Annotated in this window: 12 protein-coding genes and 1 riboswitch; of the genes, 5 read left to right on the top strand and 7 right to left on the bottom strand. The window is 60.6% G+C overall.

The window, feature by feature from the left end; all coding sequences use genetic code 11:
- Positions 1-30 precede the first annotated feature (30 nt).
- Both X743_RS141680 and X743_RS141675 read left to right on the top strand, forming a co-directional pair.
- Positions 31-1,344, top strand: a complete 1,314-nt coding sequence (locus tag X743_RS141680; RefSeq protein ID WP_023768619.1) for an aspartate aminotransferase family protein — start codon at positions 31-33, stop codon at positions 1,342-1,344.
- Positions 1,345-1,432: 88 nt separating this feature from the next.
- Positions 1,433-2,116 (top strand): GntR family transcriptional regulator, encoded by a 684-nt coding sequence (locus X743_RS141675; protein ID WP_023737066.1) that lies wholly within the window; start codon positions 1,433-1,435, stop codon positions 2,114-2,116.
- Between the two features lie 44 nt (positions 2,117-2,160).
- On the opposite strand, the gene X743_RS141670 is transcribed toward X743_RS141675, so the two are convergent.
- The 6 genes from X743_RS141670 to torT all read right to left on the bottom strand — a co-directional run bounded on the left by X743_RS141670 (position 2,161) and on the right by torT (position 10,661).
- Positions 2,161-3,954 carry a hydantoinase B/oxoprolinase family protein gene (locus tag X743_RS141670; RefSeq protein ID WP_023768620.1) on the bottom strand — a complete coding sequence of 598 codons (1,794 nt, stop codon included), beginning with the start codon at positions 3,952-3,954 and terminating at the stop codon, positions 2,161-2,163.
- A gap of 30 nt (positions 3,955-3,984) precedes the next feature.
- Positions 3,985-6,045, bottom strand: a complete 2,061-nt coding sequence (locus X743_RS141665) for a hydantoinase/oxoprolinase family protein (RefSeq protein WP_023768621.1) — start codon at positions 6,043-6,045, stop codon at positions 3,985-3,987.
- A 16-nt stretch (positions 6,046-6,061) separates the two neighbouring features.
- Complete coding sequence (locus X743_RS141660) at positions 6,062-7,051, bottom strand: ABC transporter permease (RefSeq protein ID WP_031258573.1); 990 nt, start codon at positions 7,049-7,051, stop codon at positions 6,062-6,064.
- Complete coding sequence (locus X743_RS141655) at positions 7,044-8,018, bottom strand: ABC transporter permease (protein ID WP_023768623.1); 975 nt, start codon at positions 8,016-8,018, stop codon at positions 7,044-7,046. The genes X743_RS141660 and X743_RS141655 overlap by 8 nt, the downstream gene beginning before the upstream one ends.
- A complete protein-coding gene (locus tag X743_RS141650) occupies positions 8,015-9,517 on the bottom strand; it encodes a sugar ABC transporter ATP-binding protein (RefSeq protein WP_023768624.1) in 1,503 nt (500 codons plus the stop codon). Before X743_RS141650 ends, X743_RS141655 begins: the two co-directional genes overlap by 4 nt.
- 73 nt (positions 9,518-9,590) lie before the next feature.
- Positions 9,591-10,661, bottom strand: coding sequence for a TMAO reductase system periplasmic protein TorT (gene torT, locus X743_RS141645; RefSeq protein WP_023768625.1), 1,071 nt, complete (start codon positions 10,659-10,661; stop codon positions 9,591-9,593).
- 1,340 nt (positions 10,662-12,001) lie between these two features.
- Between torT and X743_RS141635 the strand changes: the two genes are divergently transcribed.
- Complete coding sequence (locus X743_RS141635) at positions 12,002-12,754, top strand: SDR family oxidoreductase (RefSeq protein ID WP_023768627.1); 753 nt, start codon at positions 12,002-12,004, stop codon at positions 12,752-12,754.
- Between the two features lie 11 nt (positions 12,755-12,765).
- Here the strand turns inward: X743_RS141635 and X743_RS141630 are convergent, their stop codons facing one another.
- Positions 12,766-13,434 (bottom strand): GntR family transcriptional regulator, encoded by a 669-nt coding sequence (locus X743_RS141630; protein WP_032923485.1) that lies wholly within the window; start codon positions 13,432-13,434, stop codon positions 12,766-12,768.
- Between the two features lie 848 nt (positions 13,435-14,282).
- Between X743_RS141630 and hemA the strand changes: the two genes are divergently transcribed.
- On the top strand, positions 14,283-15,494 hold the full coding sequence (gene hemA, locus X743_RS141625) for a 5-aminolevulinate synthase (RefSeq protein ID WP_023747629.1): 1,212 nt from the start codon (positions 14,283-14,285) through the stop codon (positions 15,492-15,494).
- A gap of 571 nt (positions 15,495-16,065) precedes the next feature.
- Positions 16,066-17,370, top strand: coding sequence for an acetyl-CoA carboxylase biotin carboxylase subunit family protein (locus X743_RS141620; protein ID WP_023768629.1), 1,305 nt, complete (start codon positions 16,066-16,068; stop codon positions 17,368-17,370).
- A gap of 223 nt (positions 17,371-17,593) precedes the next feature.
- Positions 17,594-17,710, top strand: a riboswitch (TPP riboswitch).
- Positions 17,711-17,721 lie beyond the last annotated feature (11 nt).

The raw sequence follows: 17,721 nt of genomic DNA on the forward strand, positions 1-17,721 counted from the left end.
GGCGGACCATAGCCATGCACGGACATTCCGATGACCGATCAGAATAACACCGCCCGACTCATTGAGCGCGCCGGTGCGGTGATGCCGGGCGGATTGCTCAGCCCGAGCCGCAGGCTCGGCGCGCCGCATGTATTTGCCCGGGCGCAGGGTGCGTTTCTCTACGACGTCGACGGACACCAGTACACCGACTTCCATTGCGGCTTCGGCGCCAACGTGCTTGGCCACTGTCATCCGGCGGTGCGCGAACGCATCGCTGCGGTCACGCAGGATATCGATCTTGTCGGTGCGGGAACGATGCGGCTGGAGATCGAGGTGGCGGAGGCGCTGGTCGACTGCATCCCTTGCGCGGATCTCGTCGCCTTCTGCAATTCCGGATCGGAGGCGACCTATCACGCCCTGCGCCTTGCCCGCGCCGCCACCGGTCGCAAGCGCATCATCAAGTTCCAAGGCGGCTATCATGGCTGGCACGACTATGTCGCCATGAACGTACAGTCGCACGCGCAGGCGATCGGCAAGTACGATCCCATCAGTGCTGGCATCCTCGAGGATGCCGCCCGTCACACCATCGTGCTGCCTTACAACGATGCCGGCGCCGTCGAGGATTATCTCAAGGCCAATCCAGGCGATGTCGCGGCGATCATCATCGAGCCAATCGCTCACAATATGGGGTCGGTGATCGCGACGGATGTTTTCCTGCGCGAGCTGCGTCGCCTGACCAGCGATCATGGTGTCGTGCTGATCTTCGACGAGGTCATCACCGGCTTTCGCCACGCGCTCGGCGGCTATCAGTCGATCGCCGACGTCACGCCTGATCTCGCGACCTTCGGCAAGGCGGCCTCGTCAGGCTATCCCGTTGGCGTGGTGGCCGGTCGTCGCGATCTCATGGCGCTCGTCGGCCGGACCGGGGAAGGATCCGTGTTCATGGGCGGTACTTTCAACGGCACGCCGTCGACGCTCGCCGCCATGCAGGCGACGATTGAGGAGCTGTCGAAACCAGGCTTCTACGACCGCCTGTTTGCCCTCGGCGCTTTCATGCGCACGCAGCTGGATGGCATTATCGATCGCCTCGGCCTGCCCGCGCAGAGCGCCGGGTTTGGCTCGGTCTGGCTGATCTATTTCCTCAGCGGTCCTTACCGCGACTACCAGGACTTGCTGGGCAACGACGATGTTTTCGATCTTGCATTCCGCAGAGAGATGGTGGCGAACCGGCTGATCGGCCAGCCGCTTCCGCTCAAGCGTCTCTACCTGTCAGGGAGCCATGACCGGGCGACAGTCGAGAAATCGCTGGATATCATCGAGACAATCCTGCGCAAGCTCTCCGCTGGGAAACCCGCCAGCTCCTAGCCATGTTTCGCAACGGACTTATAGGATATAAGAGCGTCTCGCACTATCCGTTGTCGATTCGGTGCGGCCAAGATTGCAGCGGTGGACCATGAGCACGATGCAGCCAATCGAGCAAGGCAGTCTGTCGGCGAGAACTTATATCTCGCTGCGCGAAGCCCTGATCGCCGGCAATTTCCGGCCCGGCGAAAGACTGTTGATGCAGGATCTGGCGCAACGGCTGGGCACCAGCGTCACGCCTGTGCGCGAGGCCTGTTTCAGGCTCGTCAGCGAGCAGGCGCTGGAACTGCGGTCAGGGCGGTTCATCACCGTTCCAGAGCTGACCCGGTCGCGTTACTGGCAGGTCCGGCTCATTCGCATCGCGCTCGAGGGACTAGCGGCCGAACTCGCCGTTGAGCATGTTTCGGAGAAGGACATTGCAAAACTGGTCGAGATCCATCGCGATTTCGTGGCCGGCGAAACGTCCGGCGATGCTGACCGCGCCCGTCGCGCCAATCGTGAATTCCACTTCGGCGTCTACCGCCTGTCCAAGATGGATATGCTGATCGCGCAGATCGAAAGCCTGTGGGTCTCGATGGGCCCTATCCTTAACGTGTATTATCTGCAGGCCGAGAACGATTACATCGGCGCGGAGGAGCACGAGACGCTGATCGAAGCGTTCCGGACCCGCAACAAGAAGGTGGCGCGTAAGGCGATCGAACGCGACATCGTGCGCGGTGGCATGAACCTGTTGCGGTATTTCGACGAGCAGGACGCGGCCGCCAAGCGGGCGTGATCGAAGCCGCCGGTCATTTGCTGGCGACCTCTCTTCGCGCTGGCTCAGGCCGCCCGAAGGCGCGCGGTGGCATCCTGGTCGACGGCCCAGACGCCCTGCTCGGCGTCCAGCACCAGGGCAACCTTGTAGGACTTGCGAGCCGCTTCGCTTGTTAGCCAGCCGCGGCCAACGCTGGCCGCGACACGGCGGACATCGCGCTTGGTCGGGTCGCCGTAGCCGCCGCCGCCACAGGCAACGAACTCGATGCGCTCGCCGGCGCGGCACGCCTCCTCATGGAAGGCCGGCAATTCCACCAGCTTGCCATCCGTGCCGCGCTTGGCACTGCGACTTGCTTTGGCGTCACCGCCGCCCAGCACGCCACGCGGCGGAAAGGTTGTGCCATCGGCCGAGTAGACCAGTGTCATCTCGTGGTCGACGGGATAGAAGACACCGCCCACCGCGGGAGCGCCCTCGAACTCGCCAATGCCTTGGGTATCCGCCACCACGCCGCGCGATTCAATGATGATGGGATACATGGATTCGTCCACCTCCACGGAATCCAGCGCGATCAGGCCGCCATTCGCCGGCCCGCAATATGTCAACCAGCCGTCATAGCCGTGACGCGCGCCGCCGCCGGCGTAGCCAATGAAGACCTGGTTGACGTAGGGCTGCCCGTCCTTGAACGGATCCTTGCCCGAAATCACCCCGATCCCCGCCGGCAGGTGCGAGCCGCTCTCGGCCTGGCCATAGGGTTCTCCCATCGTCGAGAACACGCAATTGCCGGCGATGATCAACCGGTCGTTGACATTGGTGGTCGCCACCGAGGTGCCTACTGGGTAGCGGGGCTTGCCAACCACGCTTCCCTCCCGCATCAACACCTTGATCCGGCTCTTGGCGCCCTCGTTGTGCGGGATGCCGTCGTCGAGATTGTTGAAGACGCCAATGCGGCACGAGCCCGTGCAGGTGTTTTCCGACAGGTTGAGACCGCCAGGGACGTTATCCATGTTGTCACGCACGTCGACCGTGATCTCGCCGGCTTCAGGGTCGACATCGATGGTGATCCGGACCGGGATGCCCTCCTCCGCCACGCCGGGGACCGGGTCATGGCGGACCTCGTAGGAGAACTTGCCCTTCGGCAATTTGGCGATCTCGGCCATGGCGCGACGCGCACCGTAGTCGAACCAGTCCTCGACGAAATCCAGCAGCGTGTCGCGGCCGTATTTTTCAAGCAGTTCCAAGAGACGGCGTCGACCGGTCCTGCAGGCGCCGATCTGGGCTCGCACGTCGCCCAGCCAGATGTCTGGAACACGGTTGCGCATCATGCCGATGCGCAGGATGTCCTGCTTCTCCCGGTGCTGTTCGACCACACGCACGCAGGGAAAGTGGATCCCTTCCTCATAAACGTTCTTGGCAAATGGCAGATAGGTCGAAGGTGTCGGCGCGCCAGTATCGGCGTGATGGGAAAGCGCCACGGCCCAGAACAGCGGCTTGCCGTCGAAAAAGATCGGCATCGCCATGATCAGGTCGGCATGATGGGTGCCGCCAGTGTATGGGCAGTTGTTGAGGAAGATGTCGCCGTCGGCGATATCGTCGAACAACTCCGTTATCGGACGGGTCGCCAGATCCATCGACATGACGTGGATCGGCAGCGCGTCCTCGGTGGAAACGAGGCGGTGATCATAGGTCAGGATCGCACAGCTCAGGTCGCGGGCGTTCTTGATCACCGCTGAGCGGCTGGCCCGCATCACGACCAGCGTCATTTCCCGCACGACGGCCTCGAACCGGCTTTTGAGAACCGACATCAGGAACGGATCGACGCGGCGCGTTGGCGTCTCCAGGCGAATGACAGGTGAATTCATTTTATGAGGCCTTGCTCGGGAGGGTTGGTGTCAATCGACGGTCACGACGATGTTGCCTTGTGGGTCGACGCGCCCGCGATGTCCGTCCTTGAGGAAGGCGGTGAACGTCGTCGCCTCCACCAGGCATGGCCCATCAAGCGCCGCCCCCGCGCCCAGCTGGTCCATGTCGTAAACAGGTAGAGAGCTCGTCCGCCGGGTTTCATGCAAATAAGCTGACCGATGGGTCTTGGCGACCGGCGCCGTCGCCTGGTCGGCCAGCCTGAAATCCTTCCAGGCATCCTGATTAGCCCGCTTGCCCACCGCGCGCAGCTTCCAGTTGGTGAATTCGACAATGTCGCGGTCGGATCTGATCGAATAAATGCGTTCGTGCATCTGATGAAACGCTTCGACGAGACTTGGGAGTTTTTCCGCTTCGAGGCGCGGCTCATTGGCCTCGAAATGGACCTCGATTTCCCAGGACTGGTACTCGTAGCGACCAAGAAAGGAGAACTCGAAACGCCGCAGCTCGGGCTCAACGCCGGCCTGTTCGAGGAATGCCTCGCCCGACACCTTCAACCGCGCCAGGATGTCGGAGACGCCAGCGGCGTCGAAGCGCCGGGTCGAGGTCAGGAAAACCGCGCTTTCCTCGCGCGTGATATCAGAGATCAACCCGCCGAACGCGCTCAACCCAGCCATGAAGCGCGGGATCATGTAGCGTTTCAAGCCCAATATGTCGGCCATCTCGGCGATGTGGATGGCGGTCGCGCCGCCGCCGCAGACAAAGAAACTGTCGCGTGGGTTTATGCCCTCGCGAATGGTGATTTCCTCGATGGCCCCGACCATGTTGTGGTTGCTGGTGGTCTGGATGGCGTAAGCCGCGTCGAGCAGCGGGATGCCGAGCCGCGTCGCGATGCTCGCGACCGCTTTCTCGGCCAGTTCGCGGCTGATCTTGATCCGGCCGCCTAGAAAATAATCCGGGTCAATGATGCCGAGCACGACATTGGCATCGGTGACCGTCGGCGCGGTGCCGCCCGCTCCGTAGCATGCCGGCCCCGGCCGCGCGCCAGCGCTCTGAGGTCCGACCCGCAGCAGGCCGCCATCATCGACCCAGGCAATCGACCCGCCGCCGGCGCCGACCGATCTCACATCCACCTTCGCGATCCCCAGCGAGTCGTCGTGGATCATGCTGTCCGGGGTGACGATGATCTGGTGGTCGCGCAAAGCCGAGACGTCGAATGTGGTGCCGCCCATGTCACCGACGATGACATTGGCTTCGTCGCTCAGCGCCAGCGCGGCCATCGGCGCCAGCGTCGGCCCCGACATGACGCTGTAGATTGGCCGCCGCAGCATCTCGGCGGGAGGCATCATTCCACCGACGCAGTTGGCCAGCAGCAGCTCGCCCTGGAAACCCGCCTGCGACAGTGCTTGCCGCAAGTCCTCGATATAGGTGCGCACGATCGGATTGATCGACGCGTCGATAGCGGCCGCGATGATGCGCTTATACTCGCGCGACATCGGATTGACTTCATGGCTAAGCGTCACCGGGATCTCGGGCCATGCCTGCGCGATGATTTCGCGCACCGTTGTTTCATGGATGGGATTGACGACCGACCAAAGCAGACCGACCGCTATCGCTTCGACCCCATAGCGCCGGAAGTCGGCTATCGCCGCCTCGACATCGGATCTCGACAGAGGCGTGAGCTCCCGCCCGCGCGCATCGACGCGGCCCCGCGCCGTCTTCGTCAGGTGGCGCGGGACATAGGGCTCGGGATAGTCGAGCCGCCACTGGAAGGCGCCCTTGCGCGGCCCCTCGCGCAGGACGAGGATGTCCTGATGTCCTTCGTTGAGGATCAATCCGACCTTGACGGTCTTCCGCTCGACCAGCGCGTTGGTCGAGACGGTCGAGCCGTGTACGATCAAGTCGATCTTGGTCATGAACGTCGCGGGATCGAGCCCGTATCCGGCCGCCGCCACGTGCAGCACGTTGATGAATCCCTTCTCGAATTCGCCGGGCGTGGTGGGCGATTTGAAGATCGAGATTTTCCCACCGGGCTCGGAAATCAGGCAATCGGTGAAGGTTCCGCCGATATCGATGCAGACTTGATAAGCCATTTAAGGTCCGAAGCTGTTAGCGTTTCTTGTAATCGCGGCCCAGTATCAGGCTGGCCAGAATGATGAGGCCCAAAAGAACCTGCTGCAGATAGCCGTCGACCTGCATGAGGTTCATGGCGTTGGAAATGACCGTGATGAACAGGGCACCGAGCAGAGCCGCGGTGACGCCTCCTTCGCCGCCGGTCAGGCGCACGCCACCGACCACCGCCGCCGCTATCGATTCCAGGGTCAGGTTGCCGCCAAGATTGGGCTCGCCCGATCCGGTGCGCGCGGTGAGCAGCATGGCGCCAATCGCGGCCAGCAGCGAGCAGACCACGTAGTCGATCGCAACGACGCGTCCGGTTCGAACGCCCGCCGCCGTCGCCGCGCGAGGGTTGGCGCCGATGAGATACAGGCCGCGGCCGAACACGGTGAAGCGCAAGACCAGGAAGAGCAGTGCGAAACACAGCGCGGCGAACACGATGGGCACCGGAATGCCGATCAGCCGTCCCTCCGCCAAGGCGTCCGTGAAGGCCTCGGGAACGCCCGGCACGGGAAAGCCGCCGCTGACGGTTGAAGCCAGTGCCATGACAATGTTGGCCATGCCGAGCGTCGTCACCAACGGGTTGATGCCGATACCGGCGATGAGGACGCCGTTCAGCCCGCCGATCAGCAGCCCGACGCCGAGGCCGGCGGCGATTCCCCACAGGATCGGCATATCGCCGGTTCCGGTCATCACCATCGCCGATATGACGCTGACGAGCGAGACGGTGAAACCAAGCGACAGGTCGAAGCCGCGCGTCAGCAGCACCATGGTCTGCGCCATGGCAAACAGTGCGAGATAACTCGTCTGGATCGCGATGTTCCAGAGATTGCCGCTTGAAACAATGCGCGGGTCGAGCAGACCGAGAACTAGCAGGGCCAGGAATACGAGCCCCGGCAGCTTGGCCTGCGCCGCGAACTGGCGGATGTCCGGGCGAGCGCGGTCAAGAACAACCGGAGCCGCCATGTCTGGACGATCAGACATTGGCCCGCCTCCCCTGAACAATTCGGTCGAAAGCCAGTGCGCCGATGAGCACCGAACCCAGCACCAGGGTCTGGAATTTGCTGTCGATCTGCGTGAGGTTCATCGCATTGGCGATGATCGCCAGGCACAGCGCCGCCATGGCGACGTTCTCGGCGCGGCCTGAGCCGCCGCGCAATGAAACGCCGCCGATCACCGCCGCTGCGATCGTCTCCAGTCCGAGGGTCCCGCCGATCGTCGACTGGCCGGAACCGATACGGGCGGTGATCAGCACGCCGGTGAGTGCGGCCAGGAGACCGGAGAGCACATACGCGGTAATCAACACATGGTGTGTGCGCACTCCCGACAGTCGGGCGGCGCCGACGTTGCCGCCGACGGCGTAGAAGTGGCGCCCGAGCGCGGTCCGACGCTGCAGAATGATGGCGATGGCGATCACCACGATCGCCAGCAGCAAGACCGGCGGCAGGCCAAGCACCTGCCCTCGCCCGATGGCATAGACGAAGGCGTCGGAAACGCCATAGATCGGGATACCCTGCGTGTAATAGAGCGTAAGTCCCGCGACGATCGACAACGATGCCAATGTCACCATGAAAGGTGATAGGGAAAGGCGCGCCACCAGCGTGCCGTTTACCAGGCCAACACAGGCGCCGCTGGCCAAGGCCAGCGCCACCGGCATCAGCAGCTGGAGCCCATGCGCGTCGGGCATCGCGGCCATCGCCGCGGCCGTGACCACGGACGCCAAGGCCATGGTGGCGCCGACCGACAGATCAAAACCGCCGGTGGTCATGACGATCATCTGGCCGATCGCCGGAACCGCCAGGAAGGAGAAATTGCGCAGGACGTTGAGGATGTTCAGGCGGTTCAGAAAACGCGGTTCGATGATCGCGGCCGCGGCCGCAACCGCGACCAGAAGCAGGATGACGATCCCGCCGGTTTCCAGAAAACGGCGCCGCAGCGTGTCAGGGCTCATGCTGCCTCCGTGGCGCCGGTTTCGGCGTCGAAATAGTGACGCAGCACAGTGGCCTCGGTGATGCCGTCGGCTTTGAGTTCGGCGACTATGCGCCCTTCGCGCATGACATAGACGCGGTTGGCCAGGTGAACGAGCTCTGGCAGTTCGGACGATGACAGCAGAATAGCCGCGCCATTCTCGACCAGGCTTTTCATAAGCCTGTAGACCTCGCTTTTGGCGCCCACGTCGATGCCGACCGTCGGTTCATCGAAAATATGGACCGAGACAGGACGCATCAGACCGCGCGCCAGCACGAGTTTCTGCTGGTTTCCTCCCGAAAAGGACGACGCCGCGCGTTCCGGCGCCATCGGTCGTAGACCCAGTGTCTTCAACGGCGCGGCTATCGCCCGGCGCTCGCGCCAGAACTTGAGCAGTCCGGCCTGGGACAGTCTCGGGTCGTCGAGCGCGGCCATGGTCACATTCTCGCGGCCTGGTCGGCCAAGCGCCAGTCCCTCGGCGCCGCGATCGGCCGGGTAGTAACAAAGTCCGGCACGCAACATGCTGTGCGGCACTGGCGCTCGAACCACCGCGCCATGGAGCTCGATCTCACCGGACGTCACCCGCTCCAAGCCGAACACCGCCCGGCAAAGTTCGCTGCGGCCGCAGCCAACCAGGCCTGCCAGGCCGACGATTTCTCCAGCCCTGACCGTGATGGAGGCGTCCGACACGCTACCGGAGACACGCAGCCCCCTGGTCGCCAGCACGATTTCGGCGGGGCGCTGGCTGATTGACGGATAAAGTCGTTCGACCGGCTGGCCGACCATCATCTCGATCAGGGTCGCGTCCGATGCCGCGGCGATGGCCACTGTGTCGATCTTACGCCCTCCTCGCAGCACCGTGACACGGTCCGCGAGCCGACGGATCTCCGCCATGCGGTGCGACACATAGATGATACCGACGCCCCGCGCCTTGAGGCCCGCGATGGCGGCGAACAGTTTTTCCGCTTCACCGTCGGTAAGCGACGCGGTCGGTTCGTCCAGGATGAGTATCTTGGCATCCGAAAGCATGCCCTTGGCAATCTCGACCATCTGCTTTTGCGCCCGGGTGAGCGTTTCGATCTTGCTGGCCAGCTCGACGTGAAAGCCAATGTCGCGGAAGCGTTCTTCCGCGCGGGCACGCATCGCGCGTCGATTCAGGAAAAGCCTTCCCTTGATCTCGCGTCCAAGAAACAGGTTCTCCTCGACCGTGAGGTCGGGGACGAGACTGAATTCCTGGAACACAGCCGCCACCCCGGCATCGCGGGATTTCTGTGGGGTCAGCGCGGAAACGGTTTGGCCGTCGATACGGCAAGAGCCTTCGGTCCAGCCGTAGGTTCCCGCTATCAGATTGATGAGCGTCGACTTGCCGGCGCCGTTTTCGCCGAGAAGGGCATGGACCTCGCCGCTCAACAGCGAGAAGTCGACGCCGTCAAGCGCCACCACACCCCCGAAACGCTTCGTCATACCCGTAAGTTCAAGCATCGCTGACACCACCGAACTCGAAGCAAAAAGGGCGGCAGGCCAGGCCGAGGTCTGCCGCCCATCGAAGATGCGACTATTGTACCGAAAATTCAGGCTTCCACCCATCGGGCGCGAAAATCTGCGTCGGGTCGATTTTGTCGACGTTGTCCTTGGTCACGATACCCGGCGCGACCAGCAGAACCTTCTCATAGTCCTTCTTTTCCAAGGCGCGCACCGCGAGGTCGACGCTGATGCGGCCCATCATCACCGGATACTCGGCGGCAAAGCCAAGCACCTTGCCTTCCTTGACCAGCTTCAGCATCGTCTGGTTCTCGTAAGACGACATGATCACGACATCGTCGCGGCCAGCGTCGGCGACGGCGCTGACGGCCGCTTCCGCCGCAGCAGCCCCGCCCCAGATGACATTGAGATCGGGATAGGTCTGCAGGGCGTCCTCGACGAGGCGCAGGCTTTGCGGAACGCCGGGCTCACCATAGAGCTCGGCCGCGAGCTTGATGTTGCCGGTTTTGATGCTGTCGCGAAAGCCCGCCATATAGCTCTCCGCCCAACCCGATCCCTGCGGACCCGGCAGGCCGATCGCGGTCGTCTTTTTGTCGCCGAGATACTTCTTGAGGTACTCACCCTCCTGAAAACCCTTCTGGTAGGTATCGGGAGTGATGCGCGCGGTGATCGGAGTTTCCAGAATGGGATTGGCGACGGCGATCTGGACAAGGCCCTTGGCGTCGCCCTCCTTCAGCTTGGCCGCCAGACCGGCTTCCGAGATGGCGGCGACGAGGATACCCTGGGCACCGGATGCGACGCAATCGTCGTATTGCGACAGCTGCTTGGGCAGCGCGTCATAGCCGCCAGCCTGCAGGACCGTCACTTTGACACCCAGGCGCTTTGCTTCCTCAACGATACCATAGTCGACCGAGACCCAGTAGCTGTCCTTGAGGTGCGGAAACAAGACGCACAGGTTCCAAGGCTTCTCGGCCTTTTCCAGCGGCACATAGTCGAGTGCCTCGACTTTTTTCAGATCGCCGCCTTTGGCCGCGTTGATCTTGAAGGGCCACCAATCCTTGGCTTGGGCGGCGTTGGGCAGGACGGCCACGCCGGTGACGAAAGCCGCCGCGAGGATGGATCGGAAAGCGTGATTCTTGGTCATGTGATTCCCCATTTTCGTGTGTTCCCGGGTCCGGAGCCGGCGATTTCGCCGGCTCCGCGGTCTGCCTTGGGAGCAGAGGCTTGCTGGCGGATCGTAGTACCGTCTAGGCGAGTTCGCCTTCAGGGCCATCCGCGCCGTTGTTCATTTTCACAGCGCTACCGTACTACTTATAAGTTATAAGTCAATAGGGTTTTCATTAGCCGGTGCTCAGCCGGGAAGGTGTCTTCAATCGCGGTTTCGCTGCCTCGACCGGGATCACAATCCATTTGACGAAAGGTGAGGTCGGAGACAGCAGCCATGCAACTGGCCTCGGCGATGTGGGCTTCCTCGCGACCGACCGGTATGCGGCTTGTCGATCGAGTTGCCTGACATCAAGCGCCGGCGAATAAGTCAAAGCGATCAGCGTGGCCTTCGAATACAGAGCCATTGGTCAGCAGCCGCACTTCGCTATCGACCAAATCGTCATAGGGTCTTTAGGGAGGAGATGTGCCCAGTGCATTCGCGTGCTGCAACAGCCGCGCTGAACCGCACCGCAGCGTGCCATAACACGCTGCGGTCGGATGATTGTTGAAATGACGGTTCCCGCGCACGACCGTGCCGCTTTCCAACTTCTCTCGTCTGGCGCTTGCCAGCCTGAGTTCTTCCTAGAGGTCGGCGCCCGGATTGCGGGTGTTGTCTTGCGACTTCATTCTCCCGGCAGCCGGGCAAAGGCCCGCAACGTGAAGGCTTCTAACGCGGGTTCCCGATGCTTAGTGGGTGGTGCTGCTGAGCAGGGGCAGGGCAGCACAGCCTCCGCCGGCAAGCCGTCGCGGCCGGTTCCCTTGATGGCGTGCCGGCGCAAGTCCCGCGTCACCAGGCTCGCAAATCGCGATGCACGTCCAGCCATTGCGACATGGTTTTGCCAGCTGAGAGGCCGATCCCGTGTGCGGCGAACAGTCGAAACACTGATTGGTCGGTGTGCGTTCTTGGCGTATTGTGCAGCACTTCTGGCATTACTGGCCTTGCGGGGGTGACGAGTCGGTCATGCGACAGTATGGATGTCCCTATCGGAATAGCCGGTCCGCCTTATCGGTCGTCACACCCGCATATTGCTCCGCTTCTAGGGAACACCCCATCACGCGAGGAAAGACATGGCCACATGCGCAGTATCGCCAATCTAGCCGTTGGGCCGACGGCCCGGCGCTTGGGCCAGTCCACCGGCTATAACCCGCGTCACAACTTGATCCACTGATCCTAGGTGACGACAACGTTGTTCGTCATGATTTGATGGGGCGGGGATTGGCCCAAAAGCGAGCCCCCCAAACTGTGCGGTTGCCAAATACGCAATGGAGTGAATTGGAATGATCATCGTAACAGGCGCCACGCACGGGATTGGGCGGGCCTGCGTGGAGAAACTTGCGTCTGCCGGTTCCAGAGTGGTGGCGACCGGCCGAGATGCAGAAGCGGGCGCGGCGCTCGAACGCGCCAATCACGATGTCACGTTCGTTGCCGGTGACATCGTCCGTGAAGACGATTGCCGCCGTGTCGTCGACCGTGCGCTTGAACTTGGCAACGGCCGGCTCGCGGGGCTCGTGAACAATGCCGGCATGTCGAAGCGCATTGCCTTCGCCACCGCCACCCAGGACGATTGGGATGAGGTCCTTGCGGTTAATGCACGCAGCGTCTTTTTCTTCATCCGTCATGCGCTGGACGGCTTGCGGCTCGGGAGGGGTTCAGTCGTCAACATGGCCAGCATCGCCGGAAAGACGGGCGAAGAAGGGCTCGCTGCCTACTGCGCCTCAAAGGCCGCGGTCATCGGGCTGACGCAGGCACTCGCGCTGGAGTTCGGCGAGGAGATCCGCTTCAACGCTGTCTGCCCCGGCCAGATCGAAACACGCATGATGGGCAACATCATAAGCGATGCACTGCGCAAGAAGCAGCTCGAACTGCGGATCCCTGCCAACCGCTTCGGTGCCCCTGAAGAGATCGCTGATGTGGTCGCTTGGTTACTTTCGAATCAATCGAGCTATGTCAACGGCACGGTGGTGACTGTAGACGGCGGGGAAACAGCCGGCCTGCGCACACCGCGCGTCGCGCAGATCGATGGTGCTTAGGGCAATTCAGCTCAGCCGGAGCCGCGCTCGTCGAAATAGCGCAGAAGACCATGTGAGCCTCGCTGGATGTCGTTCTCGATCGCCTCGCGGGCCCTCTTCCTGTCGCCAGCCCTCAAGGCCTCGATGAGATGGTCATGTTCTTCCGCGCCGGTGTACCCGCGCGGAGTTTCCCGATCGTAAACGTTAAGGATTGGACCCATCGAGGCCCACATGCTTTCGATCTGTCCGATCAGCATCGGCATACGCGACAGGCGGTAGACGCCGAAGTGGAAAGCGCGATTGGAGGATCGCGCTTCCTTGATATTACCGGCCTTATGGCTCTCTACAAATGAGGCGCGGAAGGTCTCAAGCTGTTCGAGATCGGCGGGGGCAAAATGGTCGGCAGCGTGTTCTGCCGCAAGCCCTTCAAGTGCCACGCGGATCAGCTTGATCTGAATGTAGCGGGCGCGGCTGAGGTCTGGCACCGCGGCGAACCTGCCGGAGCGCAACTCGAGCGCCTGCTCGCTGACGAGCCGCAGACAGGCTTCGCGCACCGGCGTAATGCTGGTTCCGAGCTGCTCGGCAAGATCCTGCATAAGGAGACGATCGCCCGGCGCGAAATTGCCGATGATCAAGCCATCCCGCACCTTGCTGTAAATCCGCGCGGACAGGCTGCCCATCTCCTCGGGCTGCATCTTCATAGGGCCCATGGGACTCCCCTCGTCTCTGCTGCAGCTCTACGGAAATGTCGATTGACGCGTTTCACTACGTTTATAAGTTATAATTGCTGCCTATATTTTGTTATTCAGCGGCAGACAAGTACGTGTACGTTAATTGTCTGCAGCAAACATGTCCGTTTTCATAATTATTTGTGAAATTTTGTTTCATATAAAAAAAACAAGGAGACCCTTCTTTTCCGATTCTCACAATGTGACGACAGAAAAAGGCGCGATCTCATCTGCGTGGCATGAGTTGGTGTGCGGGAGATGATGACATCTGAAGGAGCCGGGAAGCTTACATGTCAATTTCCAGTCTGATGGGCAGAAATTTCCGATTCTGAGGCGACTCCGAACCGGCTGGACCGACGATGACGTCGGCACCGTCAAGATGATCCTGCAGGCCAGCAAGTCCAAACGCTGCGTATGGCGTTTGCAGAGCGTTTCGCCGCCGAAGGGCTTCAAGGGCTGTTGCGCGACAAGACGCGGCCCTCGCGCATTGCAGCTCTCGGACCCGAAAGCCCGCCGAGCGCAGCTCTGACAAGGCCGCGACAGGAATCGAACGACGACTGGCCAGAATTATGAAATCCCTTGCGACACTATGCAATTTCAGACATTTCAGTAACAAATAGATTTAACATTCTCTTCACTTGCACTTTGGGGCGCGTTACCCGAATTAGCTGGAGCGGCCGAAACCCCCGCAAGATCAAGCGCGTAGTCGAAATCCAATCTTGCTGGTGCTTGTCGAGGGATGCGACGGGATGGGCCGGCGCAGGTGCGCTGTGAAGCAGCACTGAGCGCGCCGAAAAACGGCTTCCCAACAGGAGATTGATTTGGATTATGTGCAGTATTTCGCCGGAAGAATCGAGCAACTCAAAGGCCGTGGCGGGTATCGTGAATTTGCCGATCTGGAGCGTCAGTCTGGCAACTTCCCAAAGGCCTGGCTCAATAGGCCCGACGGCCGAAAAGAGATAACCATTTGGTGCACTAATGATTATCTCGGTATGGGGCAGCACCCCAAAGTGCTATCGGCAATGAAGCGCGCCATCGATGCCAACGGCGCAGGATCGGGAGGATCCCGCAACATTGGTGGCACCAACCATTATCACGTGTTGCTCGAGCGGGAGCTTGCAGGTTTCCACAATAAGGAAGCAGGATTGATTTTTGTTTCCGGCTTCAGCTCAAACGATTCATCCTTGAGTACATTGGCATCTTTGATGCCGGACACAATTATTTTTTCTGACGAGCACAACCACGCTTCAATTATTAGTGGATGCCGCAACAGCCGGGCCGAAAAGCGCGTCTTCCGGCATAACGACGTTGCGCATTTGCGGGAGCTTCTGCGCAGTGTAAATCCTGCAAGACCCAAGATCATTGTTTTTGAATCGGTATATTCAATGGACGGTGACATTTCACCGATCAAAGATATCTGTGACATGGCGGACGAATTTGGCGCAATGACGTTTCTGGATGAAGTTCATGCATCTGGAATGTACGGTCCGAAAGGCGCCGGCATTGCCGCGGAACTTGGCATCATGGATCGTCCAACCATCATCGAAGGAACGCTAGGTAAGGCGTTCGGCTCGATGGGGGGTTATGTGACCGGACCTGCCTCCATTGTTGACAGCATACGAAGCTTCTCGATCGGTTTCATTTTCACCACGGCGCTTGCGCCAGCCCTAGCGGCTGGTGCGCTGGCAGCGCTGCGCCATCTTCGCGATTCAGATTCAGAACGAATTGATCTGCACCGGAAAACGAAACTTTTAGTCGGATTGCTGAAAGAGGCGGGCATCCCCGTCATGCCGACCCGAAGCCACATCATTCCTGTGCTTATTGGTGATCCATTCCGTTGCAAGGAAGCGTCCCGCCAGCTTCTAGATCAGCATGGAATATACGTTCAGCCAATTCTGGCGCCGAGTGTTCCGGTGGGAACCGAGCGGTTCAGGGTGACGGTTACGCCTGCCCATAGTACGACAGATATTCGAACGTTCGTCGATGCGCTCAGGCAGGTTCTGCAGCGGGACAATCTTGGCAAGGCTGCCTAATGTAAATGCTGGGAACGACAGGGCTAGCAGCCTCAGACCTGATTATATCAGCCGGGCTCGCCGAGGTGGAAGCGGCGGTCCGCGATCCGGTTCTGACGCCCGATCGCATCTTCGAATGTCATCGGAAAGCAGTTCCGTAACCCGCAATGACAGCTTTCGCGATCTTAAATGATGTGACTCCATGATTGAATGGGGCCGTTTGACGACTCGCTGCTTACACATCGGGCCGGTTCCAGATTCAGGGCTCACCATGAGCCGGTATGACCAGAGCGCATGTTCTTGTGCTGCGAGTTTGATGTGGCTTGGCGTGCCCTACCCGAGGGGTAGGTCACGCCCAGGCCCACGGGATCACACACCAACCCCAGCTAACCTGGTGTGAACGGAGCAAGCCTCCGACGCCGCCCTAATCAACAACGCTGCAACAGATCCTTCAAATCAATTTACAAGATTTTTACAACCGTCAGTCGTTGACAATGGTACGGCACCGCGAGTCTGAGGTCCGGCACGGCCATAAAAGTGACGCCGGTTACCCTCGGACCGCCGCCAGCACGCAACATCGGGATTAACAGCAATGGTAAGAAGAAGAGCGCTCATATTGGTCGAAGGCCATAGGGGTACTGGTCAGCTATACGTCCAAGCGGCTCAGTGTCTTGGTCTTCATCCAATTACTCTGACGGCTGATCCACCTCGGTACGACTATCTTTCGGCGGAAAACGTTGAGGCAATCCGTGTCGACACTGGCAATCTCGAAGCGTTGGTCCGCGAATGTTCGCGGCTGCGTGCTACCCACGACATTGCTGGCATTACTGGCTTTGCCGGGGACCATGAATCGATCTATGCGACAGTTGGCAAGCTTTGCCGGCATTTCGATCTACCGGGGCCGAACCCTGAATCGATTGAACGAAGCTGCGACAAATTCAAGCAACGCCAACTCCTCGCGCAGGCCGGCGTTCCAATACCGGCTTATCGGTTGGCAACGAATGCGGCGGAGGTAGAAAGCTCGGCTGCAGAGATCGGCCTGCCCGTGATTCTTAAGCCGGCAGTAGGCAGCGGCAGCATCGGTGTCCGATTGTGCCGCAGCCTCGAAGACGTAGCCGAACATACGACCTATCTATTGGGCGGAAAGCACATATGGCGGTCTACACCGAAAATACTCGTCGAAGAATTCGCACAGGGCCCGTTATATAGCATTAATGTTATGGGGAATGAGGTCGTTGCGATTTGCGCCAATGACTTTGGTCCCCTCCCCCATTTCGTCATACGTGAGGTGACATATCCGGCCCTGCTAACCGATCAGGAGCGTGAGCGCATCGCCGATGTTTCGCTGAGCTGTTTGCGGGCTCTCGGCCTTGGCTGGGGGCCAACTAACATTGAACTCCGGTGCACGAAACGCGGTCCAGTTGTCATTGAAGTCAATCCGCGTCTTAGTGGCGCGCCCGACCCTCAACTGGTCCAGTTAGCTTACGGTGTCGACCTCGTCACCGAGCACATCAAGCTTGTCATTGGCGAGGAATGGGATCTGCGCAAAAAGCATTCGCATACTGCGGCCGCGCGATTCCTGCTTCCTGATCAAGATGGCACCCTGGACTGGATTGGTGGCGACACTCAGGCAGCTGCTATATCAGGTGTGGCCGAGGTCAAATTGAATGTTGAACCCAAGACACCGATCGTCAGGAAGGGGGATTTCCGAGACTGGATTGGACATGTCATTGCCACTTCACCCAGCCGTGCTGAAACCGAGGGCGCCCTTCAGCGAGCGGTCGCCTTGATCGATTGGTCGATCACCCCTTTTCCGGCGACAATAGGAGGTGATCGAGAGCACGATGTTTGTGGGGCGTTCGGGCGGCCCACCAGTTCTGTTCCGATCAGGCATTGACGGCTTAAGATCCTTGAAACGCAGCAGTTCCGTCTACGTCAATGTCACATCAAGTTTGACGAGGCAAATGCAGCTTTGGCCACACCTGCCCTACCTCCCGCGGAACTTCTCCGCGACCCGTGGCGAGGCCGTCGGCCCAATTTGGGCCCAATTTGATTGCCGCCCACCGCCGCCGCAGGACGAACACGCGCTTGACAAGACAACCCCGGCCCGTTCAACTTGAGGCATTCACCAGGGGAGTCCCGGCAAGGGGCTGAGATACTGCTGGCTTTCGCGGCGCAGTGACCCGTTGAACCTGATCCAGTTCATACTGGCGTAGGGACGGTGCAAGCGCTCTGCGGGAGTTCACGC

The sequence above is a fragment of the Mesorhizobium sp. LNHC232B00 genome (assembly GCF_000502435.1).
GTDB classification, from domain to species: domain Bacteria; phylum Pseudomonadota; class Alphaproteobacteria; order Rhizobiales; family Rhizobiaceae; genus Mesorhizobium; species Mesorhizobium opportunistum.